Here is a 26,675-nt window from a genome sequence, read left to right as displayed (position 1 = left end):
TAATGAACAGCTTCTTATACGCGGTCCCGTTCGGCGTCCCGGTGGCTTACACGCACGACTTCCGTCTCGCTGGTCCCCATTACTTTGCCCAAATATTCCGAAATGGCGACAGACCTGTGTTTGCCTCCCGTACAACCGATTCCGACGACGACCTGGCTCTTGCCTTCTTTCTTATACTGCGGCATCAGGAAGTGCAGCATATCCAGCAGTTTGGCAAGAAATTCCTGCGTTTCGTTCCATTTCATGACGTAATCGTACACATCCGGGTCCTGACCGGTCTGCGGACGCAGTTGATCGACATAATGCGGATTCGGCAAAAAGCGCACGTCAAAAATCAAATCGGCATCAATCGGGATTCCGTACTTAAATCCAAAAGAGATTACATTTATAGATATGCGATTCGTTTCCAAGTTGGTAAACCTGGAAATAATTCTTTCCTTGAGCTGGGTCGGCTTAAGCGCACTCGTATCGATGACTTGTGTCGCCAAGCCTTTCAGCTCTTCAAGCAGCTTGCGCTCCAGGCCGATACCGTCCAGCGGTACGCCCTGCGGAGCGAGCGGATGGCGGCGGCGGCTTTCCTTATAACGCTGCACCAGGGCAGCATCCGTAGCGTCAAGGAACAGAATCTCGTAGGTCAGGGTATAATTCTCTCGAATGCTGCGCAGAGACTCCTGAAGCGCCGTAAAAAACTCACGCCCCCGCAAATCAATCACCAGCGCGACTTTCCCGATTTTGCCCGCCGACTGTTCGATCAGTTCGGCAAATTTGGGTATGAGCACCGGAGGCAAATTATCGACGCAAAAAAATCCGAGATCCTCCAGACTCTGTACAGCGATCGTCTTCCCTGCGCCCGACATTCCTGTGATGATGACCAGCTTCGCTAAAGGGTGGATTTCTTCCATGGTTACACACCTTCCTTTGGAGTGCGTTTCGAGGACGGGTGTTGAGGCTTGGGAAAGGATTTCCGTTCCGAATATCGGATGTCGGATGCACGTTTGCGAAGACGAACGCTTCGCAATTTCCGTGAACGGCCGAGCCTTTCGCTAGCCTTCGCGATAAAGACGCATTGCTTTTCAGGCACCCGGAGATCCTTTCTCCAAAGCTGCAGCCCGTCTGCGAAACATGGCTGACACTAACGCAAGCTCAAACCGGCGGCGCCAACGACGCCCGCATCGTTGCCGAGTGTGGCAGGAACGATCTCAACGCCCTCGGCCGCCACTTCAGTCGTATATTTTTTAAACGTCTCCCGAATCGGGGCGAACAGGATTTCTCCCGCCTTGGATACGCCGCCGCCGATAACAAAGCGCTTCGGATTCAGTATGATGGAAACGGTCGCCATCGAACGGCCGAGGTAATAAGCGGCACGGTTCACGATACGCAGCGCCACTTCGTCCCCGCTTTTCGCCGCATCGAACACGTGTTTGGCTTCGATATTGTCGTGCAGAGCAAGCGACGTGCGCTCGCCGCGCTCTACAGCTTCTTTGGCCATGCGGATAATTCCCGTCGCGGAAGAAACCGTCTCCAGGCAGCCCACTTGACCGCAGCCGCAATTGATCGCTTCGATATCGGGAACGATGCTAATATGTCCGAGCTCGCCGGCCATACCGTTGGACCCTTGATAAATTTTCCCGTTAATGATAATGCCTCCGCCAACACCCGTTCCCAGCGTATAGCATACGCTGTTATCGATGCCTGCAGCCGCTCCCGCCCATGCTTCACCAAGAGCGGCGACGTTCGCGTCGTTGTCTATTTTTACCGTTTTGCCAAGCAAAGCTTCAAGCGTGCTTTTTGCGTGGACATCGCGCCATTGCAAGTTCGGCGAAAATTTGACAATGCCCTCCGGAATATTCAGAAATCCCGCAAGACCTGCACCAATACCGGCCACTTGCTCCCACTCGAAAGGAGAATCGTCAACAATTTTGCGCACATATTCGGCAATCCGGTTCAAAACCGCCTCAGGCCCCTGATCCGCGCCCGTAGGCCCCTCATAAGTGTGCAGCAGCTTTCCGTGCTCGTCGCAAATGCCGACCTTAATACTGGTACCGCCTAAATCTACACCGATATAAATCTGATTTGACATTGCAAGGTCACCTCAACGAATAATCATAAAATTTTCAGATATAAGCTCCTGATCCAACTATATGACAAGCCCGAATACAGGTCAAGGTTGAACAGAATTTAGCAGCTCCCCATACAGTAAGAAAAACGTGGAAAGCATTGCCCTCCACGTTTTCGTAACAGATCCGGTCGAATTAAAGCGACTGGCTCCAATCGTGCACGATATGTCCTTCAAGGAACTTCTCGCATTCAAGCGCCGCTGCGCATCCGCTGCCTGCGGCCGTAATTGCCTGACGATACTTCGTATCCTGAACGTCTCCGCACGCGAATACGCCGGGAATGTTCGTTTCTGTCGTACCCGGCTTGACCAGGATGTAACCCTGCTCGTCAGTCGTAATTTGACCGCCGAGGAATTTCGTGTTCGGCGTGTGGCCGATCGCTACGAAAATGCCGTCCGTTTCGATAATCTCTTCATTGCCGGTTTCGTTGTTTTTCACTTTCAAACCGGTAACGCCTTTGTCGCCGGAAACGACTTCAAGCGGCGTATTGTTGAGCGCCCATTTGATTTTCTCATTGCCGCGTGCGCGGTCCTGCATGATTTTGGAGGCGCGCAGCTCATCGCGGCGGTGCACCAGGCGAACTTCGGAGGCGAAGCGAGTCAGGAAGTTCGCTTCTTCCATCGCGGAGTCCCCGCCGCCGACTACGATAATTTTTTTGCCGCGGAAGAAAAATCCGTCGCATGTAGCGCAAGTGCTGACGCCGCGTCCGATGCTGTCTTTTTCGTTGGTGATACCCAGCAGTTTGGCGGAAGCTCCCGTAGAAATAATCAGCGTCTCTGTTTCGATCTCGCCCAGACCTTCAACCTGCAGCTTGAAAGGACGATTCGTCAGTTCAACGGAGTTGACCCAGCCTGTTTTAAACTCGGCGCCGAAACGCTCCGCTTGTTTGCGCATATTTTCCATGAGCTCCGGCCCCATAATTCCTTCAGGGAATCCCGGAAAGTTCTCTACTTCAGTTGTGGTCGTTAATTGGCCTCCCGGTTCCGGACCTTCAATGACAAGCGGACTAAGGTTGGCACGAGCTAAATAAATGGCTGCTGTCAGACCGGATGGCCCTGTTCCTACAACGACTGTTTTATACATATGGTTTCCCTCCTATTTGAAAAGCTTATATATGCAAGCAGAAATGAGTTCCGCCTACTGGATTTGGAAAAGAAAGCCGGGGTTCGCCGCAAGCGGCGGTCACAACCGGTCAAATACTGGTGAATTTCGGGAAAATGGCTTCCATTTTTTCACGCAGCCCGCAAGCTTCGTCGATCAGTTTCACGTTTTTGCTTACGGTAGAGACGGTGACGCCGTAACGAACCGACACTTCCTGATACGAAATGGCGCGGCGGTGCATTTTGGCGATCAAATATTCCAAAGCTGCGGCCCAGCCTTCCGACTTGTTGATTTTGGGCACACCCGGATAAATCTTGGTCAAATATTCGACCCAGAGAATTTCCAGATCGTACTGCTGAATCATATCATACCGCTTATGCATATGCGCAAGCGCGGTTTCCATCACTCCCTGCCACTTGGAATCCCATACAGGCAAGTGCGGGGAGTACGGTGAAGCCTGCACGACGACGTCGCGCTGTTCGAGAACCGCCGGCAGCGGATCGCGGACGCCGATGCTGCGGAGTACGAATATGGCGACCTTTTTCAAATAATCGTCCTCTTCGCGCTCCAGAATAAAATCTTTCAGGGCATCCTTCACTTCATTGTCGGCAATGAGGCCGAACGCCTGAATGACCTGCAGCTTGGTATCGATATCCCCGTGCCGAAGCGCCCAAAAGAACGAAGAGCGAACCAGCGGGTCTTTCTTCAACTGCTCCGGTATGCCTTGAGTCGATTTTTCCAGCACGCGGAATTGTTCCTCGAAAGGCAGATGGTAATGGTAGCTCCACGTCGGCGTTGCGGCATCGTCCTTGAGGTTTCGCAGCTGATCCAAATAAAATTTGGAAATCTCCGTCCCCGGGTCGAGCTTCTCCACTTGCTTCCAGTGGCGCTGCGCCTCCGCGAACCGGCCGATATGGCACGCAGCTACCGCGGCATAATGATACAGGCAAGGATCGGCTGCGCCTTCGCCCGCCTTAATCAGACGCTTGAACAGATGGTACGCCTTCTCGTGCTCGGCCAAAATCCCCATCGTCGTAGCAAGCTTGAATACATGATCCTGCTGAAACGGATACGTTTTGCACAGCAGCTCCACCAGTTCCGCAAGCTCTTTCTTATTGCCGAAATGCTGGTGGAAAATGGCCAGATTGCACAGCGCGTGCAAATTGCCGGAATCGATTTCGAGAACGCTGTGGATCGTCGACATCGATTTCTCGAACTGGCCCATGTAATAGTAGGCCAACGCCAAATTGTTCCGGGCCGCCAGGAAATCCGGATGCTTCTTGATCAGCTTCTCCAGCTGGCGCACCGCCTCGGCAAATTTGCCTTCTTCCAGAAGGGCCCTCGCCTTATCATGCTCGAAGAGCCCTTCTCGACTCTTGATGCTAGTGAGAGGGGCAGGGCGTTCAAGCTCGTAGCTGAGGAGCTCCATCATTTCTTCCGATTCTTCGAGGAACTGCCCGCTCGGGTCGTTCTCCAAATATTGGACCAACGCTTGCTCCGCCAGCTCAAAATTTTCCATGTTGGCGTAGTTGTTGGCCATATAAAAATGACATTCCGTCATCGTCGGATCGATTGTATCAAGAATTTGCTGCAAAATAAGGTTCGACTCGTCGTAATTGCCCGTCTCAGAGAGAACCCCTGCAAGATTGCAGTGATTCACCGGGTTATCCGGTTCGTACTCTACAGCACGCCGGAAATATTTTAATGCCTTATCGTAATGAAATCGATCCAGGGATTGAACCGCTCTCTCGAAAAAGAATGCGGCATCCATGTTGATTGAAATGACTTTGGGCTTCAGCGCTTTGGACACACGCTTCTTCTTTTCCATAGCAAGGCACCTCCGGTAAATTGATTTCCATCAAATTATACCATAGATCACCCGGAAGCCAAAAACTTTATCCAAAAGGAGGAAAAATTTAGATCAGGTTTAAAAAGCCGGCTTTCAGAACCGAGAAGGTTGGACGATATCCGGAGAAGGAGGAACGGAGCGTAGAGGGCTTCTACGTGAGTACCGGACTTCCCGGATTCGTTCAAGATTCGATGCCGATTAAGCTTCCTGATTCAACTTCGTTATCAAAGCCGGCTTTTTAAACTTCCTTACACGCCGCCGTATTTGAAGAGGGAGGATAGGGATCCACCTTCAGTAATAATACGAATAGCGTCCGACAGCAGCGGAGCTACGGACAGCACGCGGAATTTCTCGGAGTGGCCGTCCGGAATTGCGATGGAATCGGTAATAATAACTTCCTTGATGTTCGGATGGTCGAGACGCTGGAGCGCAGGACCGGAGAAAACAGGGTGAGTCGCGCAAATATATACGTCGTGAGCGCCTCTCTCCTTGAGCCCTTCCACAACATTGACGATCGTCGTTCCGGTATCGATCAAATCCTCGATAATGATCGGCGTGCGGCCCGCGACATCGCCGATCACATGCGTGATCACGGCTTCGTTGTGAGCAGGACGTTTTTTGATCATCATGGCAAAAGGCGCATCGAGAATGTTCGCCATTTTCTCGGCGGTCGTCGCGCGCCCGGCATCCGGAGATACGATAATCGGATCGACAAGATTTTTCTTGCGGACGCAATCGCTGATTAAATCAAGTGCGGTCAAGTGATCCACAGGAATATTGAAAAAGCCCTGGATCGCAGGAGCGTGCAGGTCGATTGTCACCACGCGGTGTGCGCCCGCGGCACTGAACAGGTCAGCGACCAATTTAGCGGAAATCGGCTCACGGGGAGCAGCTTTACGTTCTTGACGGGAGTAGCCATAGTAAGGAATGACAAGGTTGATTGTTCTTGCGGAGGCTCTTTTCGCCGCATCCATCATGACCAGAAGTTCCATCATATGCTCATTGATCGGATGGGAAAACGTTTGTACCAGAAATACGTCGCAGTTACGAATCGATTCTTCGTAAAGACAGTAAATTTCTCCGCTTTTAAAACGGGACAGTTTGATTTGCCCAAGCGGCTGGCCGAGCTCATTGCAAATACGTTCCGCAAGCTTCGGATTCGACGATCCGGAAAATATTTTAACATTGTCGCTATACATGGTTAATGGCTACCTCCGAAGGTTTCATTAAATAGGATTATTCATGCCTATATCATTATACATGAAAGGTGTCGAATTTAAAAAGTAACAAGATGCCGCTTTCTCGTAGAAAATGTGGCTATTTCGTTAAATCCTAGCTCTTTCAGCAGCGCTCTGGCCTGGTCCAAATATTGGGACAACCGCTCCGGCTGGTGCGCGTCCGAACCGATGGTTAAAGGAATTCCCACCTTATGGCAATATTCCAGCATCCGCCTGCTCGGAAACATCTCTTCGCACGGCATGCGCAGGCCGGATGCGTTCAGCTCGATCGCAAGCCCGCACTCCTTGACCGTGTCCAGCGCAGCTTTTTCCAGCTCCCACGGATCGCGTTCCGGCTTATACCCGAATCGTTTGATGACATCGATATGGCCGATATAATCGTAAAATCCCGTTCGCGCCGCTTTCATCACCGCATCGTAATATTGCGCGTACACTTCATAGACATTCTTGCCGTCCCATCCCGCTACCTGGCGAAAATCGGAAATATCCCACTCGCCCAAAAAATGCACCGAGCCGATCACGTAATCCCACGGGTATGCCTTGACGATCCGCTCGATCTCGGCCTCGAAGCCTTCGATATAATCGCCTTCAAGCCCGACGCGGATGTCGATCCGGTCCTTGTACTTTTCTTTCAGATGCAGGCATTCCTCCACGTAGCGCGGCAGCTCATCCATAGGCATCGCCATCTCGGGCCAATAGGCCGCCGGGTCCACGTGCAAAAGCGGCATATGATCCGACAGCCCCAACTGCGTGAGCCCGATCTCGATGCCGCGTTTGACATAATCCTCCAGTTCCCCGGAGGCGTGACCGCAGCGCACATGATGTGTATGATAATCAATCAACATCCGTATCACTCCAGGTCTGCAAAATATTTATTTTTTGACGTGCCGGCGCTCCAGCTCTTTCATGACTTCGTCAAGCGGGAGCTTGTTGTTGCGCAGCAGCACCATCAAGTGGAAAATCAAATCGCTCGCTTCGTAGCGAAGCTCGTCGTTGTCCTGATTTTTCGCGGCGATGATCACTTCCGCGGTTTCCTCGCCGACTTTTTTCAAAATTTTGTCGACGCCTTTTTCAAACAGGTAGGTCGTGTAGGCTCCCTCCGGGCGTTCGGCTTCCCGCGATGCGATCACGGCTTCCAGCTCGGACAAAATCGCGAAGCGGCCTGCCGGCGCAGCTTCGATAGCTTCCGCCGCGGCGCCTTCCGTTTCCAGCGGAATGCTGTTGTAGAAGCAGCTGTACTTGCCGGTATGGCAAGCCGGACCCGTCTGCTCGACCAGAACGAGCAGCGTATCGGCGTCGCAATCATAGCGCAGCGCCTTAACCTTTTGCGTGTGGCCGGAAGTGGCCCCTTTATTCCAAAGCTCCCCGCGGGAACGGCTCCAGAACCACGTCTGGCCGGTGGAAATCGTGCGCTGCAGCGACTCGCTGTTCATATAAGCCAGCATGAGCACTTCTTTGCTGACGGCATCCTGCACGACGGCAGGCACAAGTCCGTGAGCGTCGAATTTGATCGTATCTATCGCAAATGTCATCGGATTTCAACTCCTTTGTCCTTAAGGTCGTTCTTGACCTCTTGGATCGTCAGCTCTTTATAGTGAAAAATGGTGGCGGCCAAGCCCGCATCGGCCTTGCCTTCGGTGAATACGTCGTAAAAGTGTCCGACCCGGCCCGCTCCGCCGGATGCGATGACAGGGATGCCAACCAACCCGGATACTGCACTGGTTAGCTTCAAATCGAAGCCGTCCTTCGTTCCGTCCGCATCCATGCTCGTCAGCAAAATCTCGCCGGCTCCCAGCTCTTCGACGCGGCGGGCCCACTCCAGCGTTTTGATGCCCGTACCGTTGCGCCCGCCGTGCGTGAACACTTCCCATTCGCCCCACTCCGCGTTATACTTCGCATCGATGGCGACGACCACGCACTGCGAACCGAACTTGCGCGCCCCGTCGGAAACAAGCTGCGGATTGCGGATCGCCGCAGTATTGATGCCGATCTTGTCCGCACCGGCCCGCAGCAGACGCTTCATGTCGTCCACGCTGGCAATGCCTCCGCCCACGGTAAAAGGAATCGTAATCTCCCCCGCCGTCTGGCGAACGACCTCAACCATCGTAGCCCTGCCTTCGTGCGAAGCCGAAATATCGAGGAATACAAGCTCATCCGCGCCTTCGCGGTCATAAATCGCAGCCAGCTCCACCGGATCGCCCGCATCGCGTAAATTGACGAAATTAACTCCTTTGACGACCCGACCGTCCTTCACATCGAGGCAAGGGATAATTCTTTTTGCCAACATAAGGGCACCTCCTTCGTCATTAATGCCGGAACAATCAGCGGGAAATCAGCTTGACCGCTTCTTCCAGCTTGATGCTGCCCGTGTACAGCGCCTTGCCGACAATCGCGCCGCCGACGCCTTGATCCGCATGCTCGGCGAGACGAATGAGATCGTCCATTTTGCTGACGCCGCCGGAAGCGATGACCGTCTGTCCCGACACTTTGGCCAAATGGGCGATCGCCTGCGTATTCGGGCCTTCCATCATGCCGTCGCGGGAAATATCGGTGAAAATAAACGTCTTGGCGCCGCGCTCCGCAAGCTCGACCGCGAGATCCTCCGCTTTCACCTGCGACGTTTCCAGCCATCCGCGGGTCGCCACAAAGCCGTCGCGCGCGTCGATGCCGATCGCCACTTTTTCACCGTGCTTCGCAAGCAAATTATAAACAAACTGGCGGTCCTCAATCGCCGCCGTTCCGATAATGACCCGCGATACGCCGAGCGAGAGCAGTCGGTCCACATCCTGCTCCGTGCGCAGTCCGCCGCCGATTTGCACGGGAACTTTGACGCTTTGCGCGATTTGCCCGATCAGCTTGTCATTCACGGGATGGCCCGCTTTGGCTCCGTCCAGATCGACCAGATGAATCCATGCCGCGCCCTGGGCCGCCCAGTCTTGAGCGACTTCCAGCGGATTTGTATTGTAAACCGTCTCTTGGTTGTAATCGCCCTGCACAAGACGGACGCATTTGCCATCGCGAATATCGATAGCCGGGTAAATGATGAATGAAGACATGAATTCCCGCACCTCGCTTAACACATTTTCAAAAAATTATCGAGCAGGCGCATGCCGATATCGCCGCTCTTTTCCGGGTGAAACTGCATGCCGTAGACGTTGTCTCTGCCGACAATAGCCGTCACAGGCTGATAATAATCCGTCACCGCGAGCAGATCGGACTCCCGCTCCGGCTTCGCATGGTAAGAATGCACGAAGTATACGTGGCCTTCTTCGATGCCGGCAAACAACGGGCTCCCGCTTTGCTTGTAGCTGAGCCGGTTCCATCCCATGTGCGGCACCTTGTAATCGCCCCGGAAGCGCACAACCTGGCCGGGCAGCAGATTCAGCCCCTCGTGATCGCCGTGCTCCTCGCTGCTTGAGAACAGCAGCTGCATGCCCAGGCAAATGCCCAGCAGCGGCTTGCCTGACTCCGCATAGCGGACGACGACATCGCGCAGCTCCGATTCGCGCAGATGCTCCATCGCGTCGCCGAAAGCCCCTACGCCCGGCAGGATCGCGCCGTCTGCGGCCATAATCCGCTCCGCGTCGCCGGTCACGACAGCCTCATGCCCGAGCCGTTCCACGGCTTTGCTGACGCTATGCAAATTGCCCATTCCATAGTCGATAATTGCAATCATGCTACAGCACTCCCTTCGTCGAAGGAACCCCCTGCACGCGAGGATCGATTGAAGTCGCCTCATCCAGCGCGCGGCCCAATGCTTTGAACACCGCTTCGATCATATGGTGCGTGTTCTGGCCGTAATGAACGATAACGTGCAAAGTAATCCGCGCTTCGAGCGCCAGCTTCCACAGAAACTCCTGCACGAGCTCCGTCGAGAAGCTGCCCACGTTCTGCGAAGGATACTGGGCGCGGTATTCAAAATGCGGACGGTTGCTGATGTCGATGACGACCTGTGCCAGCGCCTCATCCATCGGAACGAATACGCTCGCGTAGCGCTTGATGCCTTTTTTGTCGCCGAGCGCTTCGCGCAGCGTCTGGCCGAGGCAGATGCCGATATCCTCCACCGTGTGGTGATCGTCGATCTCGATATCGCCTTTCGCAACCACGTTCAGGTTGAACTGCCCGTGCTTCGTGAACAAATCGAGCATATGGTTGAGAAAAGGCACATCCGTCTCAAGCTCGGAAATTCCCGTGCCGTCCACCTCGAACGTCAACTGAATGTCGGTTTCGTTCGTCTTGCGAGAAACGCTCGCCCTGCGGGAAAGCTGTTCTTGTTCCGCCATCGCTACTTCAACTTCCCTTCCTTTTTGAGTCTGACCTCCACCGCTCTGGCGTGGCCTTCCAGCCCTTCATTGCGGGCCAATATCATAATCTGTTCGCCGTTCGCCAACAGCGCTTCCTTGCTGTAGTGAATGACGCTTGATTTTTTTATAAAATCGTCCACGTTCAGCGGAGACGAAAAACGCGCCGTACCGTTCGTCGGCAGCACATGGTTCGGACCGGCGAAATAATCGCCTACCGGTTCGGTGCTGTATGGGCCGAGGAAAATAGCCCCCGCGTTCTCAATGCGCGGCAGCAGCGCAAAAGGCTCCTGCACCAGCAGCTCGCAATGCTCCGGCGCGAGCCTGTTGACGACACCGATGCCTTCGTCCAAGCTCTCCACAAGCAGGATCGCGCCCCTGGTCGCTGTGGACACGGCGGCGATCGCTTTTTTCGGCAGCACGTCCAGCTGCCTCCACAGCTCCTGCTTCACCTCTTCGGCCAGCTCCCGCGACGGCGTCACCAGAATGGCCGGCGACATTTCGTCGTGCTCCGCCTGCGCGAGCAGATCCGCGGCGACATATTCAGGGTCGGCCGAGCCGTCGGCCAGCACGACGATGTCGGTAGGGCCGGCGATCATGTCGATATCGACGACGCCGAACACATAGCGCTTCGCCAGCGCTACGTAAATGTTGCCCGGCCCGACGATTTTGTCGACCGCCGGGATCGATTCCGTGCCGTAGGCCAGCGCGGCGATCCCCTGGGCGCCGCCTGCGCGGTAGATCTCCCGCACGCCCGCTTCGGCAGCCGCCACGAGGATGTGCGGGTTGATGCCTTCCTCGCCCGCGGTGGCCGGAGGCGTCACCATCGCGATCTCCGGCACCCCCGCCACGAGCGCGGGGATGGCGTTCATGAGCACGGAGGAAGGGTAAGCCGCCTTCCCTCCGGGCACGTACAATCCGACCCGCTTCAGCGGTCGGATGATTTGGCCCAGCAGGCTGCCGTCCGCCTGCAGGTCCATCCACGACGCGCGTTTCTGTTTCTCATGAAACGCGCGAATGTTGGCGGCGGCCTGCCGCAGCGCCGCCACGAAACCGGCGTCGACCTGCGCGTACGCCGCCTGGACCTCCTCGTCGCTCACGCGAAGCTCGGCGACGTCTACGCCATCGAACTGCCGCGCGAAGCGCCGCAGTGCCGCATCCCCCTCCTGCCGCACCGCTTCGATGATGCGGCGGACGCTCTCATTTTGCTCGGGCGAGCCGTACTCGACCTCCCGCTTTAAATCAAATTCCGAGGCAGGTACTATCCGCATGTCTATTCATCCTTTCCATGGAGCTCCGCTCTTTTGCCTGTTTCTATCGCACAGGAGTCTGTCCGACGGAGTTACTTTTGTGCATACCGGGTGAATCATGACTGCATATTTGCTGTCATTTTGTATATATACCTTCTACTTGGTTCATCGGACAGACTCCTAGCTTCCGAACCCGTTACACCTGCGCCGGCACAGGCAGCACCGCTTGCAAAAGATCGCACAGCCGCTGAATCTGCTCGTTCTTCATCCGGTAGCTGACCCGGTTGGCGATCAGCCGGCTCGTGATCTGAAAAATCTCTTCCTGCTCGACAAGTCCGTTCTCCTTGAGCGTCTGCCCGGTTTCGACCATGTCGACGATCCGGTCGGCAAGACCGATCAGCGGCGCGAGCTCAATCGAGCCGTTCAGCTTGATGACCTCGACCTGCTGCCCCTGCTCGCGAAAATATTGCGAGGCGACGTTCGGATACTTCGTCGCCACCCGCGGATGGATCACCGGCTTCCAATCCGGCAGCCCGATCACCGACATGCGGCAGCGCGCGATGCCGAGATCCAAAAGCTCGTAGACGTTGCGGTTCTCTTCCATCAGCACGTCTTTGCCGACCACGCCGATATCCGCCACGCCGTACTCCACGTACGTTGGAACGTCGACCGGCTTGGCAAGAATGAATTCCATTCCGGCTTCGGGAACCGGAATGATCAGCCTGCGGCCTTCCTCCAGATCCTCCGGAATCGGCAGTCCCGCCTTAAGCAGCAGTTTGGCTGCCTGTTTATAGATGCGGCCTTTCGGCATCGCTACTTTTAAAATCTCTTCCATGATGCAAAGCCTCCTTCGGGCCTCCGGACAGGACGCCCGTCTCGTGAGCAAAACTGTAAGCCTGATCCGGCTTAAGGAATCATTTTGATAATATCGTGATACACCGTTCCACGCAGTTCGTATTGTCCGTTCGGTAGCGTCCGTACCTCGTCAGCCCAATCCGCGCCGCCGACAAGCTGCGTCACGACGATCAGCCCATCCCGGCTGCGCATCTCCCGGGCAAGCTGCAGCGCCTCTTCCCGGTGCTCCGCGTCGTAGGCGATCAACGTGCGTCCCGGCTGTTCGGCCGGCTCTTTTCCGATGACCTCCAAGATCCGGTTGGTCTTGAGGGCAAAGCCGGTGGCCGGCGCCGGACGCCCGAACTGGCTGAGCAGGTTGTCGTAACGGCCGCCGCTGCAAACCGGAAAACCGAGATCCGCGGCATAGCCTTCGAACGTCATGCCCGTATAATAGGAAAAATCCCCGATCATCGTCAAATCAATGACCACATGCTCGCTGACCCCGTAAGCTTTCAGCACATCCCAGACTTCGCACAGATGGCGAATCGCTTCCTGCGCGACCGGGTCTTTGGAGACGTGGCGCGCCTGCTCGCAAATTTCATCTCCGCCTCTGAGCCGGAGTACGCCTTGAAGCTCGCGTTCCACCTCAGGAGGAAGCGACAGCGATTTGATCGCTTCCCGGTAACCGACGTAGTCCCGGTTCAGCAAGCATTCCTTTAGCAGCGTCTGGGCGTCTGCGCGACCTGCCAGCGTTTCCTGAAACAGCCCGTTCAGGAAGCCGACGTGGCCGAGTGCGATTTTAAACTCACCCACCCCTGCCGCCTGCAGCGACGCGATAGCGAGCGCTACAACCTCCGCATCAGCCTCGGAGGAAGCATCTCCCACGAGCTCTACGCCGGTTTGAAAAAACTCGGAGTCTCTGCCCGCTTCCTCTTCAATCGCGCGGAACACGTTGGAGTGGTAGGACAATCTCAGCGGAAAGGCATTTTCCTTCAGCAGCGACGAAACGACCCGCGCAATCGGCGCCGTTAATTCCGAACGCAAAACAAGCGTCTTGCCCTTCCGGTCCAGCAGCTTGAACAGCTTCCTGTCTTCCGTAGAGCTCGCTGCTCCTACCGTATCATAATATTCCAAAGTAGGCGTCATAATCTGACTGTATCCCCAGCGCTCCATGCACGCCAGCACCCGGAACTCAATATTGCGCAGCTTTGCTACCGCTTCGGGCAAATAATCCTTTACCCCAATCGGCTTCTCAAACACTTTTGGCTTAGACACCGTCTCACCTCTACCCTATATCCGTCATCATGCCTCAGGCATGTGCATTGCTTCGCTCGATGCTTTAGTGCGATAACGTACTACCATACTACCAAAATAAAGAATGTACGGTAATTTTAACACGTTACCTTTTGGGCGTCAATCGCCAGATGCAGGAACCCGTCCTTTGCGGCTATCGGTCTTCACCGCGCGCAGCTCCCAGCGCACGGTGTTGCGCTGCATGACGGCGGTCGGTCGACCACGCTTGGTAAAAAAAGAGCCGTACTGCAAGCAGTACAGCTCAAATTGTTCATAAAGTGACGGGCAACCCACGCCTCTCCTACACGGGTGCAGCGCTGAAGTGGGGAGCATACGTCGGATTGGCAGGGGAAAACCTGCGAAAGTGCAGGTTTTTCTCAGAAAAATGCTTCATTTTGGCGAAAAGCCTGCAATTGTGCAGGAATTTTCGATGAAAATGAATCTGAGCCCATGTTCGCGGCAAAAAGCCTGCACATTTGCAGGAATTTGTCGTAGCCAGCGCATCCACCGGGCAAAAACTGTACTTTTGCAGGTTTTCCTCGCGCAACCAGGCAGATCGTTCGACTGGTCCTGGCACGCGGGGTTCTGGGCAGTCTGACTTTTGCAGGTTTTCTTCGCGCAACCAGATAGATAGTGCAACTAGTTTCTGGCATGCGGGTTTCCAGATAGCCTGACTTTTGCAGGTAACTTCACGTTGCCATGTTGGATGTGCTATCTTCTAGCGCGTGAGTTTTTCGGCAGTCTTTCTCTTGCAGGTTTTCTCCGCGTACTGCTCGCAGTACAATCTTACTCTTCCCCATGTCCTTCGCGAATGACCCGGATCGGATTGCCTGCGACAAAGCTGTGGGGAGCCACATCTTTATGCACGACCGAGCCCGCCCCGATCACCGCGTAATCCCCGATCGTCACTCCCGGAAGAATCGTCGAATTCGCTCCTACCATCACGTTGGAACCGATGCATACCTCGCCGAGCCTGTACTCTTTCGTTAAATATTCATGAGCCAGAATCGTGGTGTTGTACCCGATGATCGTATTGCTGCCGATATGAATTTTTTCCGGAAAAAACACGTCGACCATCACCATAAGGGCAAACGCCGTATGTTCGCCGACTTTCATCCCCAGCACGCTGCGGTAAATCCAGTTCTTGACCCGCAAAGACGGCGAATACCGGCTTATTTGTATAAAAATAAAGTTGCGAATCGCCTTCCATTTGCTGACCGTATGATAAATTTGCCACAGCGCATTCGGGCCTTCGACCGGAAATTTCTCCGTTCGTCTCAAGTCGTTTCCACTTCCGGAGCGGCTCCCGCAATCGCCAGCAGCTCGCGCATATCGTCAATGATATGATCCGGCTTGTATTCCTGCAGGTAGGTCCGCCCTTTCCAGGACCACGATACGCCGACCGAAGTGACGCCCGCGTTTTGCGCCGCCTGAATGTCGTAATGGCTGTCGCCGACCATGATCGCTTCGTCCACTTTACTGCCGAGCTGTTCCAGCGCCATGCGAATCCCTTCCGGATTCGGTTTCGGCTGCTTGACGTCGTCGACCGTGACGATCGCGCTGACAAAGTCGTACAAGCCGCACAGCTTCAGACCCATCAAAGTCGTCTGGCGGATTTTGCTTGTTACGATGCCGAGCTTATATCCTTTGGCATGCAGCTGCGACATCACCTCGCGGACGTGCGGAAATTCCCGAACCAATTCGTCGTGCTTGGACAAGTTGAACTCGCGGTATTTGCGGATCACGTCTTCCACTTCTTTTCTTCCTGTAAAAAACTCCATTTGCTCCACCAGAGGGCGCCCCATGTTCGGAATAATCAAATCTTTGGTGACCGGCTCCGGCGTTTCCCCTTCAAGGCTGTGAAGAAACGATTGCACGATCAGCTCATTCGTATCAACAATCGTTCCATCCAAATCAAACAGTACGGTTCGAATCATAATCGGCTCCTTTGGTATTCAACTCTTGATCCTTCTCGTTAGTATTTTCCGATGATGCTTTGGAGGAAATAATCGGATCGGCATAACGCACGGTTGCGTACCCTTTTTTCCTTCTTACAATGATAGTCGTAACCGCCGCGATAATAATAAGCAGCGAAAGCAGCTGCGAAATCCTTACATTGCCGCCGTAAGTCAAGGCACCCTGCTCAAATACGATGCTCATTGGCGACCAAAGAGCGTTCATGAGCGACGCCAGCCAGGCCGGACCTGTAAAGTCCAGACTGTCCGTACGAAGCGCTTCGATAAAGAAACGGCCGATGGAATACCAGATCAAATAGCTGAAAAACAGCTCTCCCGCCCGCAAAAAAGGTCTCCGGCGCAGCCAGAACAACAGCAGCAATCCGACAAGGTTCCACAACGACTCGTACAAAAACGTAGGATGATAAAACGTGCCCTCGATGTTCATCTGATTGACTATAAAATCAGGCAGGTGCAGCGTGTTTCTGAGGAACGATTCCGCAACGGGTCCGCCATGCGCTTCCTGGTTCATAAAGTTGCCCCAGCGGCCGATCATTTGCCCGACAATTAATCCCGGTGCGCAAATATCGACGATTCTCCAAAACGAATACCCTTTAGCCCGAGTATAAAAGTAACCGCCTATGATAGCGCCAATCAAAGCGCCGTAAATAGCGATGCCGCCGTGCCAGATCATAAAAATTTCGGCCAGATTGTTTTTGTAGTCATCCCACTGAAAAGCCACATAGTAGATTCTCGCGCCCACAATAGCGGAAGGAACGCCGATCAATAATAAATCCATGAAAAAATCCTGCGGAATGCGGAATCGTTTTCCTTCCCTAATAGCCAGCAACAGTCCTACCAAAGCAGCGGTTCCCAGTATGATCCCGTACCAATGCACCTTCAAGGGACCTATTGCAAATGCGATTGGATCCAACATCGCTCTCTCGTTGCCTCCTTTTTTTGTAAGCACTCCCTACAGCCGCGCATTCGCGAATCAATCGAAATCTTCAAAATCCTCCGACAGCGACTCCGTCAGCTTGTTCGTAAATTGCAGCGCGGCATTGTAACCCATCCGCTTAAGACGATAGTTCATCGCCGCCACCTCGACGATAACCGCCAAGTTCCGGCCCGGACGCACGGGAATCGTAACGAGCGGCAGGTCGGTTTCAATAATCCGCGTCAGTTCCTCGTCCAGTCCCAGACGGTCGTATTGTTTGTCTTGCTGCCAATTTTCCAGCTTGACGACGAGCGATATTTTCTTGATATTACGGATCGCTCCGGCCCCGAACAGCGTCATCACATTAATGATGCCCACGCCGCGGATTTCGAGCAAATGGCGAATCAGCTCAGGCGCGTTGCCGGTTAGAACGTGGTCGGCGGTTTGCCGAATCTCTACGGCGTCATCGGCAATGAGCCTGTGGCCCCTTTTGACGAGTTCGAGCGCCGTCTCGCTTTTTCCGATCCCGCTGCTTCCCGTAATCAGCATGCCGATTCCATAGACGTCTACAAGTACGCCGTGGATGGTCGTGCTCGGAGCCAGCTTGTTTTCCAAAAATCCGGTCAACCGGCTGGAAAAAATCGTTGTCGACACCTGGGTTCTAACAACGGGAAGATCCCGCTTCGCCGCTTCCTCCAGAAGCTCGGACGGAACTTCGAGCCCTCTTGTTATCACTATGCACGGCGTCTCCTCGGGTGCGCAGAGCTGTTCGGACCTGTTGCGGCGGACGCCGGTAGTCAGCATTTCAAGAAACGTAATTTCCGTTTTGCCCAGCAATTGTATTCGTTCCCGCGGGTGATAATTGAAATATCCCGCCATCTCCAAACCGGGGCGATACAAATCGGCCGTAGTAATCGGCCTTTTCAGCCCGGATTCACCTGCAAGCACTTCCATATGAAATTGTTCGACCATGTCGGAAACTTTAACCTTTTTCGCCATCCACCTTGTCTCCTTCGAGTTATGCCTCGGCCAAATGAGCTTCGCCAGCACAAACTAAATGTTCCCAATAGTTTCATCGTAAAGGAATCCCTATCCGAAATCAACTAAAGTGTTGATTAAACGGCCCAAACATGAATAAAAAGACCAGCCGATAACGGCTGGCCTATCTTTTTACAACATTATTGATTAGTTAACCAAGATGGACTTAGTCGATTCTTTATCGAAGAAGTGCACTTTGTTCATGTCAAGAGCGAGCTTGGTGTTCATGCCTTCTTTGATACCTGCGCGGCCGTCTACACGAGCGATAACGGTGTTAACGCCGATGCCGTTCAGGTACAAGTACATTTCATGACCAAGGTTCTCTGTCAGTTCCACGTTGACATTCAATACGGAGTTAGGGGAAGCCTCCAGGAACACCGGCTCATCGTGAATGTCTTCAGGACGAACGCCCAGAATCACTTCTTTGCCTGAGAAACCTTTGTCGCGAAGCGTTTGAGCTTTGCCCGCAGGAACTTCTACGCTGATATTGTTTGATTTGAAGTACAGAGAGCTGCCTTCTTGTGTCAATGTGCCGTTCAGGAAGTTCATGGATGGGGATCCGATGAAGCCCGCAACGAACATGTTTACCGGATGGTTGTAAATTTCTTCAGGTGTAGCGGCTTGTTGAATAATGCCTTTATCCATAACGACGATACGATCGCCCATTGTCATCGCTTCTGTTTGGTCATGCGTTACGTAGATGGTTGTAACGCCGAGACGTTTAGTCAATTTTGTAATTTCAGCGCGCATTTGTACGCGGAGTTTCGCATCCAAGTTGGAAAGCGGTTCGTCCATCAGGAACACTTGCGGTTCGCGGACGATCGCGCGGCCCAAGGCGACACGCTGACGTTGTCCTCCGGACAGAGCCTTCGGTTTGCGGTCGAGCAAATGTACGATATCAAGGATTTTCGCAGCTTCGCGAACGCGAGCGTCGATATCCGCTTTTTTGAATTTGCGAAGTTTCAAGCCGAATGCCATGTTTTGATACACGGTCATATGCGGATAAAGCGCGTAAGATTGGAACACCATCGCGATGTCGCGGTCTTTAGGAGCTACGTCATTCACCAGACGGTCGCCGATGTACAGTTCGCCTTCCGTAATTTCTTCCAAACCTGCGATCATACGAAGAGTTGTCGATTTTCCGCAACCGGAAGCGCCTACAAGTACAACGAACTCTTTATCTTCAACTTCGAGATGGAAATCTTTTACAGTGGACTCTTCTGCACCGGAATATCTTTTCACGATATGATTTAAACGTACGCCTGCCATGGTTTCATTCCCCCTACGGTTTATCGGACTTCATGTATTCATCTTAACGCACATGCCACGGACTGACTATGCACAACTCTTACAAAAAAATCACTTTCTTTTCGTTACTTTGTACAATAGCAAAGCCAGCCTGACCAACACAGCATGGTTGAACGTCCTCACATCGAGACCTGTCTCGTTTTTAAATTTATCGAGCCGGTAGAGCAGCGTGTTTCTATGAATGTACAGTTTCTTGGCGGTTTCGCTTACATTGCAGTCAAGTTCGAAAAACTGCTCCAGCGACATCACGGTCTCCCCATCCAAGACATGATCGGTGCCGCGGAGAACCTGCTCCAGAAACTCGGCCTTCTCCTCCTCCCGGATCAAATGAAGCAGCTTTTCCAGGCGCAGCTCCCACGGAAGATGGATGTTGCTGCCGACATGAAAGGAGCGCCCCAGCATGATCGTCTCGCGCAGTTGAAGTATTGTGCCGGGCAGCACTTTGGCGGGCTTCACCGGATAGTGGATGGCCAGATGGCACTCGCCGACCCATTCGTTCGCCAGCATTTCGTAAAGACCGGAGCCGATGGCGTCAAGAATTTGCTCCGCGCTTTCCTCTTCGTCTCCATCCCGGTCCTCCGCTCCGCTCGTCAGCAAGCTTTCCGAAGCGAGGATCAGCCACTCTTTTTCAAGCAGCGGGATCAGGGTGATCTCGGACTCGAAGAACGACTCAAGCAGCTTTTTCAGTTCCGTATAAGACACCCGCTGGTTCTGCGAATAGTCGCCGTATATGAGCAGCGGAATCCGGGTAGAGTACAGTGAGGACTGAGAGGCCAGCGCATCGGGCAGCTCGGCGTGAGCGGCGCCGCGCTCTATTTGATGCATCAGCCACTCCCTGATCTGGTAGGCTTTGCGCTCATCTTCGGAAACGTAGGCATTTTTTTGCTTTTTCTCTTGCGATTGCTTCGATTCCATCATTAATTCGACAAGGCGGCGCTCCGAATCGGTCAGCGCAGCTCTGGAAGCTTGCAAAATTCGAATATCGCCCTGCTCCCTGCCAAGATAAAAAAGCACATCATGATCGCGAACAACGCTTCGGGCAAAATCGCGCCCCTCCTGCCGCTGTCTATCCATCAACCGATTCCATTCCGCCTCGGGCAGCAAACCAATCTGCATAGGTGCATGTAAAACCGCTTCCAATTGTTCCTTCATGCGTTCCCAATCCATCTGTCCCTCTCCCTGCGATCAAAATCTCTCTATATTGAATTCATTGTAACATATGTTGGGAAAAGGATGCGAAAAGCCGCCTGCCTCGCTCATAAACTTCCCGTTTATGGAAACAATTAGAACATGGTTTGAACGAGAGGAGGGTTCCACATCCATTACGTCCCATATGGGAATACTACTGTTCCTTTGCATTTCCCGCAAGGCGCGAAACCCGATTGGATCAGCTATCAACGGCCTGCCTCAGCAGATTCAAAAGATAGCATCGCAGGCGCCCTTCAGCACCCCATCGCCGCGCCGCGGCTGCACGAAGCTGTCAAAGGCCGCCGCAACGCCGTCATTCTGATCAGCGACATATCGCGCCTATGTCCAAGCTATTTGTTTCTGCCGCAGCTGCTTGACGAGATAAATCAAGGCGGCATTCCCGACAAGCGGATACGCATTGTCGTTGCTCTCGGCATGCATCGCAAACAAACCGTGCAAGAGATGATCCGGTTGGTCGGAGAATCCGTCTATCGCCGCATCGAAGTAGTGAACCATTCGCCTCTACCCGAGGACTGTATACGGCTCGGAGTCACCCGGATGGGTACGCCGGTGGAAATCAACAAGCATGTCGCCGAAGCCGATTTCCGCATCGTCACCGGCAATTTGGAGCCGCATGCTTTGGCGGGCGTTTCCGGAGGGGTCAAGGCGCTTTTCCCGGGCACCGCTTCAGCCGCTGCAATCGAGCATAACCACGGCTTGTCGCAGACGTATGCCTCCACGCCCGGAAATGCGGACAATCCTGTCCGCGCGGATATGGAAGAAATGCTGCAGTTCGTTCCGGTTCATTATCTGCTGAATGTCGTCGTAGACCATGAGCGCAATCTGCTCGGCGCGGTCGCCGGGGATGTCATTGCCGCCCATCGCGCGGGGCTGGACCTGATGCGGCAAGCTTTTCTCGTTGAGGTTCCCCATCTGTACGATGTGGTTATCGTTTCCCCCGGGGGTTATCCCAAAGACACGCAGCTGTATCAATCCGTAAAATCATTAAAAAACGCCTCCGAAATCACTCGGCCAGGGGGCCAAATCGTGCTCATCGCCCGCTGCGAGGAGCTGTTCGGCAACGGCATTTTCCAATTTTGGGTGGAAACGATCCAGGACCGCCGCATCATGGTGCAAAAGTTGAACGATAAATTTGTGCTCGGAGCCCATAAAATCGAACATATCGACCGGATTTTGAGCAAACATGAAGTTTTTATGTATTCGCAAATGCCCGATGCAACGACTGAACTGCTTGGCTTCCGGCCCGTTTCGGATCTCGATTCGACGCTTGCCCGCTTAACGGGGGCTCCCGATTTGAAAATTGCAGTCATTCCTTACGGAGGTATTACATTCCCGCAGGTGCGCTCGTAGCCGCGAGAATCATCATTTTTGGAGGGGTTTCATTATGGTATGGGATAAATGGGCCTTGGACCGGGTAATCATCCTTGTCATCGGCCTCGGTTATTTACTGCTGTGGATTCAAGTAACGATGCTGCATTACAGGCAAAATTTCCACAACAAAGCGATGTGGGAGCCCGTCCTGCTGGCGCCGATCATTTGTTTAGCTTCCGTCGTCTCAACGCTAGCGAACAGCAGCGGATGGTACGTGCTGAGTCAGATTTTGTTTTGGCTTGGCGCTATCTCCGGCTTGATCGGTTTTTATTTCCATTTCAGGGGAGTGGGCCTGAGAGTCGGCGGATACGCTCTGCGCAATTTCCTGACCGGTCCTCCGGTCGTCCTGCCTCTGCTCTTTTCCGCCTTAAGCATACTTGGCCTGATCGCCGTATATGGAGGGTAGACGCTGATGAACAACCATACGCATTATCCGTTCTACGATGTGATGTCGCAGCAGGATGAGTGGGATGCACATACGCAAACGATCGTTCAATCCAGACTTGTGCGCGAACATAGCTATCGGTTTCTAACGTTGACTGAAGCGGAGATGCTGCGGTCATGGTGCTCTCTGCTTGTGGATGACGACCGGGGCGAAATTATCGGGTATGTGCTCAGCCACATCGACGAAAGTCTCGCCGGCAGCAAAGGCGAAGGTCAGCGAAAAACCGGCGTGCCGCCCGCCCAGGTATTGATCCGTCAAGGGCTGAAAGCCATCGATGAGGCATCGGACATGGCGGACAGCAAGCCGTTCTTTCAACTGGAGGAAAACCGCCAAAGGCAAATCATGACAGACATCAGCGGCGGTCTCCTCGGTCATAGCAAGCTGTGGGAAGGAATATCCCAAAAACATTTGTTTCAAAAGCTCCTGACCCTGACCGTCGAAGCCTACTACTCGCATCCGCAAATCTGGTCCGAGATCGGCTATGGAGGCCCCGCTTACCCGCGCGGCTACGTCAGAACCCAGCTCGGGCATCTGGACCCGTGGGAGGCGGTTAAAAACCAATGAAATGGAGACACGAGCACGAAGAGGCGGATGTTGTCATTATCGGGGCCGGCGCAGCCGGAGGCGTACTAGCCAAGGAGCTCAGCGAAGCCGGAATGAGCGTCGTTATTCTGGAGGCGGGGCCGATGCGCGATCCGCAAAAAGATTTTGCCAGCGATGAACTCGCTATGAAATCGTTGGGTTGGCAGGACACCCGGCTTGTCGACGGCGCCGACCCGTTAACGATGGGCCATAACAATTCCGGTTGGGGCGTCGGAGGCGGCACTCAGCATTTTACCGGCGTCTTTTTGCGATTTCACGAATCCGATTTCAAAACGAAATCCATTGACGGAGTCGGTGAGGACTGGCCGATACATTACAAAGACCTGGAGCCTTATTACAGCAAAATTGAAAAAGAAATCGCCGTCTCCGGCCCCCATTACTTCCCTTGGGGCAATTTCCATGGTCCTTATCCATATCCGGAGCGCGAACCTCTCAGCCCGAACGCCTACCTGTTCCAAAAAGGGTGCGAGGCACTCGGCTACCAGTCCGTCGTCACGCCGCTGGCCATACTCTCCGCCCCGTTCGAAGGGCGTCCCCCGTGCATCAACCGCGGTTTCTGCAACCAGGGATGCATGCCGAATGCCAAGTTCAGCACGCTGATCGTTCATATCCCCAAAGCGATCAAGGCCGGGGCCGAGCTGTTGACCGATTGCATGGCCACACATATCGAAACGAACGGGGACGGCAAAGTTTCTGCCGTTGTTTTTGTTCGTAACGGCCATACTTACCGGCAGCGGGCTAAAATAGTCATCGTATCCGCTTATGTCGTCGAGACGCCGCGCCTGCTGCTTAATTCGGCTACGCCGCAGTACCCTGACGGTCTCGGCAACAACAGCGGCTGGGTTGGCCGCGGATTTATGCCTCACAGCAGCCATGACGTATACGCCAAATTCGATCAGGAAATCCGGCTGTATAAAGGTACTCCCGTGCTGGCATCCACCCAGGATTTCTATGAGACCGACAGAAGCAGAGGCTTTGCCCGCGGCTATACGATTCATGCTCACGGCGCCAGACCTGTCGGCATGGCAAATGGCATCAGTTCCGCACAAGGCGGCCCTGTTTGGGGCGAGAAATTGCGGCGGACGATGAACGATTACAACCAATACGGCCGTTTGACCATGGTTGGCGAGGTGCTCCCGCATTGGGACAACCATATCGCCTTATCGGACGAAAAAGACGCTCATGGCATGCCCCGGGCCAAAGTCACTTTCAGCTACGGTGACAACGATCTGAAGCTGATCGACCATGCGGTGGAAAGCATGAGCACAATCCTGAAGGCTGCCGGCGGCCAAATCGAATATGTTGTGCCGGACTCCGCGCATCTTATGGGCGGATGCCGAATGGGAAATAACCCCGCCACCTCCGTCGTCAATTCCTACGGCCAAAGCCATGATATTCCCAATCTGTTCATTTGCGACGCCAGCATATTCGTCACGTCAAGCGGTGGGAACCCGACGAATACCGTCATGGCGCTGGCAGCCAGAACAGCCGATTACATCATCGGGCTCGCCGGCTCCCAGGAGATTTGAACCTCTCGGACTGTTTGCAAGCCTTCCTACCTTCATCTACAATAAAAAATATACTGACTTGCTAAGGAGGAAGATAAGCGTATGACCATTGCTGAGTTTACGGTTATTCCTATAGGCACGGCAACTACCAGCCTAAGCGGCTATGTTGCCGATCTTCATAAAGAGCTTGCCAAACAAAGCGGCATCAAGTTCGAAATGACCTCAATGGGAACCATTATAGAAGGACCGTTGGACCGGCTCTTCGAAGTAATCCGCACCATACACGAGATCCCTTTCCAAAACGGCGCACAGCGGGTATCCACCTCCATCAAAATCGACGACCGCCGCGACAAACACGCCTCTATGGAACAAAAAATGCAATCCGTCGCCGAGAAGTTGAAATAACAAACCTCATAGGAGAGGATTCAAAAACGAGCGATGGTTTGTTCACGCATCAGACGATCTGGCTGACACAATCATATGTTAGCCAGACTCCCCCTGCGCTGCCCAACGAGGGAAAGAGGCGACCAATCAGCCTGCCGAGAAAGTCGCGATACTTTGCTAGGGTTAGAGACTTGAAGAAGCGCTAATTTGGGGAAAGCCACTTTTTCACCATGCGCGCCTTTCCCGGCGTAGGTCTTGTGAGTGCGCAGCTGGGCTGGAAGCAGCTTGGTGGGGAGAAAACCTGCAAAAGTGCAGGTTTTCCCTTCGAAATTGGATTGATTTGACGAAATACCTGCAAAAGTACAGGAAATTTCGCTGAAAGTGAATCTGTGTCCATGTGTTCGGTGAAAAACCTGCACTTTTGGTTACTACTTAGGTCTGTTTAGAATTGAAGGCGTCCGTGAAGGGCCAAAGAGAGGGATTCGAGGATAGGGCGATCTTGTTTGAGAAGGGTAGAGATGACCGAGCGAATGCGGGCAAACTGCCTAGCCCCTGCGGGCGTACGGAATGCACCGGAAATTTTGGTTTTCACCTTGACCATGCGAATATCCCGCTCGGCTTGGTTGTTGTCAAACGGCACGCGGGCATCTCGAAGAAAGGCAAGAATAGCGGATTTTCGTGTTTCGAATCGTTCCGCTAAATTTCCAGCCTTCCCTTTGGCTTGTCAGCCACGTGTGCCCTCTTTCCTGGCAACCAGGTCCTTGCTCCATTCTTCTCTGCCGCGAGCGAGAATGTCGTCATAATGCTGCTCAATTTCGGTGATGACGGGCTCCGTGAGGGGCGTGTAGGATTCACGGGCTGTACGCGTCATCTTCCAGCTTTCTTGCAGCAACGTCTTCATGTCTGTTGCCCACTGGTGCTTGTCGTTCTCTATGATTCCCTGACATTCGCGAAGAAGATGGGCGTTGCACAGGGCGTGAAGGAAGAAAACCAGCGCTTGATTGAAGTACGGTCCATAACAGTCATGGACAACCGTCCCCTTGTAGATGGGCAGGATGCCTCCCTCGGCCATTCCTTGAGTCCCCCGACTACTGTAAACGGTTAGCTGTGTGTACTCACCATTACTCGCGACATGCATCCAGACCCCGCTGCCGCCTACGCGAAAACCGGTCTCATTCGCGTGGATGACCGGGCTTTCGAGCAGGTGCTGGCGGATCTGCTCTTCCACAGGTGCCAAGGCGGTATACATCTGCTGCAGTTGCGATAGCAGCGTGGCTTCACTGGGGCCATGACCGGTTAAGTCTTCGAAGAGCTGGGCAATCCGTGCCAAGGGCAACAACTGGTAGACGCTTAGATAGCTGGTCCAGGCCGGTAGCGTTTCACCATACCAGATGCGGATAAACCCGAATCTCATCGGGTTGTGCCACGGGATGTAGCGTCTGCCCGCGATGGCCTTTAGGCGCTCCCTTTTTGCCACCGGATTGGCGGAGGTTGTTGACTTTCCGAAACCCGTCGCTGGAAGGCGGCTTACTGCTGTTATTGCTATTTTGACTGAGCTGACGTTCGAGCTCCTGAACACGATGTTCCAGTTCTTCAATACGCTTCGCTTGACGTTCAATGATCTTTGCCTGTTCATCGATCACCTGCAACAAGGCGTTGAAGGCAGCGATAATGTCGGGGTCGCCCTTGCAAATGGAATGAACTTGTTTAGTAGACATATGCATAGGGGACACTCCTCTCTCTCCGTTTTGGGTTATCTTACCTTTTCGGCGTATGAAACCAAATACCTTTATTTTGAGAGAAAATTCTGCTTCAGTACCTAAGTAGTAACCACTTTATACGAAAATAAAAAGTAACTCTAGCCTCGTATGATGGCAGAACGCGTTTGAAAACGGCTGGGTTTGGACATACTTATCTCTAAAAAAGCAAAAAAA

General features: G+C 53.7%; 26 protein-coding genes and 1 pseudogene. 5 read left to right on the top strand and 22 right to left on the bottom strand.

Going from position 1 to position 26,675, the window contains the following annotated elements; translation table 11 throughout:
- Positions 1-14: 14 nt before the first annotated feature.
- The 20 genes from rapZ to AC6RNO_RS06705 all read right to left on the bottom strand — a co-directional run bounded on the left by rapZ (position 15) and on the right by AC6RNO_RS06705 (position 20,388).
- Positions 15-902 (bottom strand): RNase adapter RapZ, encoded by an 888-nt coding sequence (gene rapZ / locus AC6RNO_RS06800; protein WP_474682781.1) that lies wholly within the window; start codon positions 900-902, stop codon positions 15-17.
- A 230-nt stretch (positions 903-1,132) separates the two neighbouring features.
- Positions 1,133-2,080 carry an ROK family glucokinase gene (locus AC6RNO_RS06795; RefSeq protein ID WP_474682782.1) on the bottom strand — a complete coding sequence of 316 codons (948 nt, stop codon included), beginning with the start codon at positions 2,078-2,080 and terminating at the stop codon, positions 1,133-1,135.
- A gap of 172 nt (positions 2,081-2,252) precedes the next feature.
- Positions 2,253-3,200: a thioredoxin-disulfide reductase gene (gene trxB / locus AC6RNO_RS06790; protein WP_474682783.1), complete on the bottom strand. Its 948-nt coding sequence runs from the start codon at positions 3,198-3,200 to the stop codon at positions 2,253-2,255.
- A 109-nt stretch (positions 3,201-3,309) separates the two neighbouring features.
- Complete coding sequence (locus AC6RNO_RS06785; RefSeq protein WP_474682784.1) at positions 3,310-5,046, bottom strand: tetratricopeptide repeat protein; 1,737 nt, start codon at positions 5,044-5,046, stop codon at positions 3,310-3,312.
- Between the two features lie 269 nt (positions 5,047-5,315).
- Entirely contained in the window at positions 5,316-6,266 is a 951-nt protein-coding gene (locus AC6RNO_RS06780) for a ribose-phosphate diphosphokinase (RefSeq protein ID WP_474682785.1), read from the bottom strand.
- 77 nt (positions 6,267-6,343) lie between these two features.
- Positions 6,344-7,150, bottom strand: a complete 807-nt coding sequence (gene hisJ / locus AC6RNO_RS06775) for a histidinol-phosphatase HisJ (RefSeq protein WP_474682786.1) — start codon at positions 7,148-7,150, stop codon at positions 6,344-6,346.
- Between the two features lie 27 nt (positions 7,151-7,177).
- Positions 7,178-7,837, bottom strand: a complete 660-nt coding sequence (gene hisIE / locus AC6RNO_RS06770) for a bifunctional phosphoribosyl-AMP cyclohydrolase/phosphoribosyl-ATP diphosphatase HisIE (protein WP_474682787.1) — start codon at positions 7,835-7,837, stop codon at positions 7,178-7,180.
- The gene (gene hisF / locus AC6RNO_RS06765; RefSeq protein ID WP_474682788.1) at positions 7,834-8,592 is read right to left on the bottom strand and encodes an imidazole glycerol phosphate synthase subunit HisF; all 759 of its coding nucleotides are present in this window, start codon (positions 8,590-8,592) and stop codon (positions 7,834-7,836) included. The genes hisIE and hisF overlap by 4 nt, the downstream gene beginning before the upstream one ends.
- Before the next feature lie 34 nt (positions 8,593-8,626).
- Positions 8,627-9,361: a 1-(5-phosphoribosyl)-5-[(5-phosphoribosylamino)methylideneamino]imidazole-4-carboxamide isomerase gene (gene hisA / locus AC6RNO_RS06760; protein WP_488435776.1), complete on the bottom strand. Its 735-nt coding sequence runs from the start codon at positions 9,359-9,361 to the stop codon at positions 8,627-8,629.
- A gap of 17 nt (positions 9,362-9,378) precedes the next feature.
- Positions 9,379-9,981, bottom strand: a complete 603-nt coding sequence (gene hisH / locus AC6RNO_RS06755) for an imidazole glycerol phosphate synthase subunit HisH (RefSeq protein WP_474682790.1) — start codon at positions 9,979-9,981, stop codon at positions 9,379-9,381.
- Position 9,982: 1 nt separating this feature from the next.
- The gene (hisB, locus tag AC6RNO_RS06750; RefSeq protein WP_474682791.1) at positions 9,983-10,588 is read right to left on the bottom strand and encodes an imidazoleglycerol-phosphate dehydratase HisB; all 606 of its coding nucleotides are present in this window, start codon (positions 10,586-10,588) and stop codon (positions 9,983-9,985) included.
- A 2-nt stretch (positions 10,589-10,590) separates the two neighbouring features.
- Entirely contained in the window at positions 10,591-11,877 is a 1,287-nt protein-coding gene (gene hisD, locus AC6RNO_RS06745) for a histidinol dehydrogenase (RefSeq protein WP_474682792.1), read from the bottom strand.
- 175 nt (positions 11,878-12,052) lie between these two features.
- Positions 12,053-12,691: an ATP phosphoribosyltransferase gene (gene hisG / locus AC6RNO_RS06740; protein WP_474682793.1), complete on the bottom strand. Its 639-nt coding sequence runs from the start codon at positions 12,689-12,691 to the stop codon at positions 12,053-12,055.
- Positions 12,692-12,762: 71 nt separating this feature from the next.
- Complete coding sequence (locus AC6RNO_RS06735) at positions 12,763-13,965, bottom strand: ATP phosphoribosyltransferase regulatory subunit (RefSeq protein WP_497105028.1); 1,203 nt, start codon at positions 13,963-13,965, stop codon at positions 12,763-12,765.
- Positions 13,966-14,769: 804 nt separating this feature from the next.
- The gene (locus tag AC6RNO_RS06730; protein ID WP_474682795.1) at positions 14,770-15,264 is read right to left on the bottom strand and encodes an acyltransferase; all 495 of its coding nucleotides are present in this window, start codon (positions 15,262-15,264) and stop codon (positions 14,770-14,772) included.
- Positions 15,261-15,920: a pyrophosphatase PpaX gene (gene ppaX, locus AC6RNO_RS06725; RefSeq protein ID WP_497105027.1), complete on the bottom strand. Its 660-nt coding sequence runs from the start codon at positions 15,918-15,920 to the stop codon at positions 15,261-15,263. The genes AC6RNO_RS06730 and ppaX overlap by 4 nt, the downstream gene beginning before the upstream one ends.
- A complete protein-coding gene (gene lgt / locus AC6RNO_RS06720) occupies positions 15,898-16,875 on the bottom strand; it encodes a prolipoprotein diacylglyceryl transferase (protein ID WP_488435772.1) in 978 nt (325 codons plus the stop codon). Before lgt ends, ppaX begins: the two co-directional genes overlap by 23 nt.
- Before the next feature lie 57 nt (positions 16,876-16,932).
- A complete protein-coding gene (gene hprK / locus AC6RNO_RS06715; protein WP_474682798.1) occupies positions 16,933-17,874 on the bottom strand; it encodes an HPr(Ser) kinase/phosphatase in 942 nt (313 codons plus the stop codon).
- Positions 17,875-18,060: 186 nt separating this feature from the next.
- Positions 18,061-19,182 carry an ABC transporter ATP-binding protein gene (locus tag AC6RNO_RS06710; RefSeq protein WP_474682799.1) on the bottom strand — a complete coding sequence of 374 codons (1,122 nt, stop codon included), beginning with the start codon at positions 19,180-19,182 and terminating at the stop codon, positions 18,061-18,063.
- Between the two features lie 90 nt (positions 19,183-19,272).
- Positions 19,273-20,388 (bottom strand): helix-turn-helix domain-containing protein, encoded by a 1,116-nt coding sequence (locus AC6RNO_RS06705; protein WP_497105026.1) that lies wholly within the window; start codon positions 20,386-20,388, stop codon positions 19,273-19,275.
- Between the two features lie 150 nt (positions 20,389-20,538).
- Between AC6RNO_RS06705 and AC6RNO_RS06700 the strand changes: the two genes are divergently transcribed.
- The 5 genes from AC6RNO_RS06700 (at position 20,539) to AC6RNO_RS06680 (ending at position 24,762) form a co-directional block, all read left to right on the top strand.
- Positions 20,539-21,780, top strand: coding sequence for a nickel-dependent lactate racemase family protein (locus tag AC6RNO_RS06700; protein ID WP_474682813.1), 1,242 nt, complete (start codon positions 20,539-20,541; stop codon positions 21,778-21,780).
- A 34-nt stretch (positions 21,781-21,814) separates the two neighbouring features.
- Positions 21,815-22,207, top strand: a complete 393-nt coding sequence (locus tag AC6RNO_RS06695; RefSeq protein WP_474682801.1) for a hypothetical protein — start codon at positions 21,815-21,817, stop codon at positions 22,205-22,207.
- 6 nt (positions 22,208-22,213) lie between these two features.
- Positions 22,214-22,810 carry a gluconate 2-dehydrogenase subunit 3 family protein gene (locus AC6RNO_RS06690; RefSeq protein ID WP_474682802.1) on the top strand — a complete coding sequence of 199 codons (597 nt, stop codon included), beginning with the start codon at positions 22,214-22,216 and terminating at the stop codon, positions 22,808-22,810.
- Positions 22,807-24,378 (top strand): GMC oxidoreductase, encoded by a 1,572-nt coding sequence (locus AC6RNO_RS06685; RefSeq protein ID WP_497105025.1) that lies wholly within the window; start codon positions 22,807-22,809, stop codon positions 24,376-24,378. The genes AC6RNO_RS06690 and AC6RNO_RS06685 overlap by 4 nt, the downstream gene beginning before the upstream one ends.
- An 81-nt stretch (positions 24,379-24,459) precedes the next feature.
- Positions 24,460-24,762, top strand: coding sequence for an MTH1187 family thiamine-binding protein (locus AC6RNO_RS06680; protein WP_497105024.1), 303 nt, complete (start codon positions 24,460-24,462; stop codon positions 24,760-24,762).
- A 421-nt stretch (positions 24,763-25,183) separates the two neighbouring features.
- Here the strand turns inward: AC6RNO_RS06680 and tnpC are convergent.
- Together tnpC and AC6RNO_RS06670 are read right to left on the bottom strand one after the other, a co-directional pair.
- Positions 25,184-26,155 (bottom strand): annotated as a pseudogene (tnpC, locus tag AC6RNO_RS06675) (IS66 family transposase).
- On the bottom strand, positions 26,121-26,459 hold the full coding sequence (locus AC6RNO_RS06670; RefSeq protein WP_497105023.1) for a DUF6444 domain-containing protein: 339 nt from the start codon (positions 26,457-26,459) through the stop codon (positions 26,121-26,123). Before AC6RNO_RS06670 ends, tnpC begins: the two are co-directional and overlap by 35 nt.
- Positions 26,460-26,675 lie beyond the last annotated feature (216 nt).

The organism is Paenibacillus sp. sgz302190, assembly GCF_059820445.1.
This window is presented reverse-complemented; position numbering and strand designations above follow the sequence as displayed.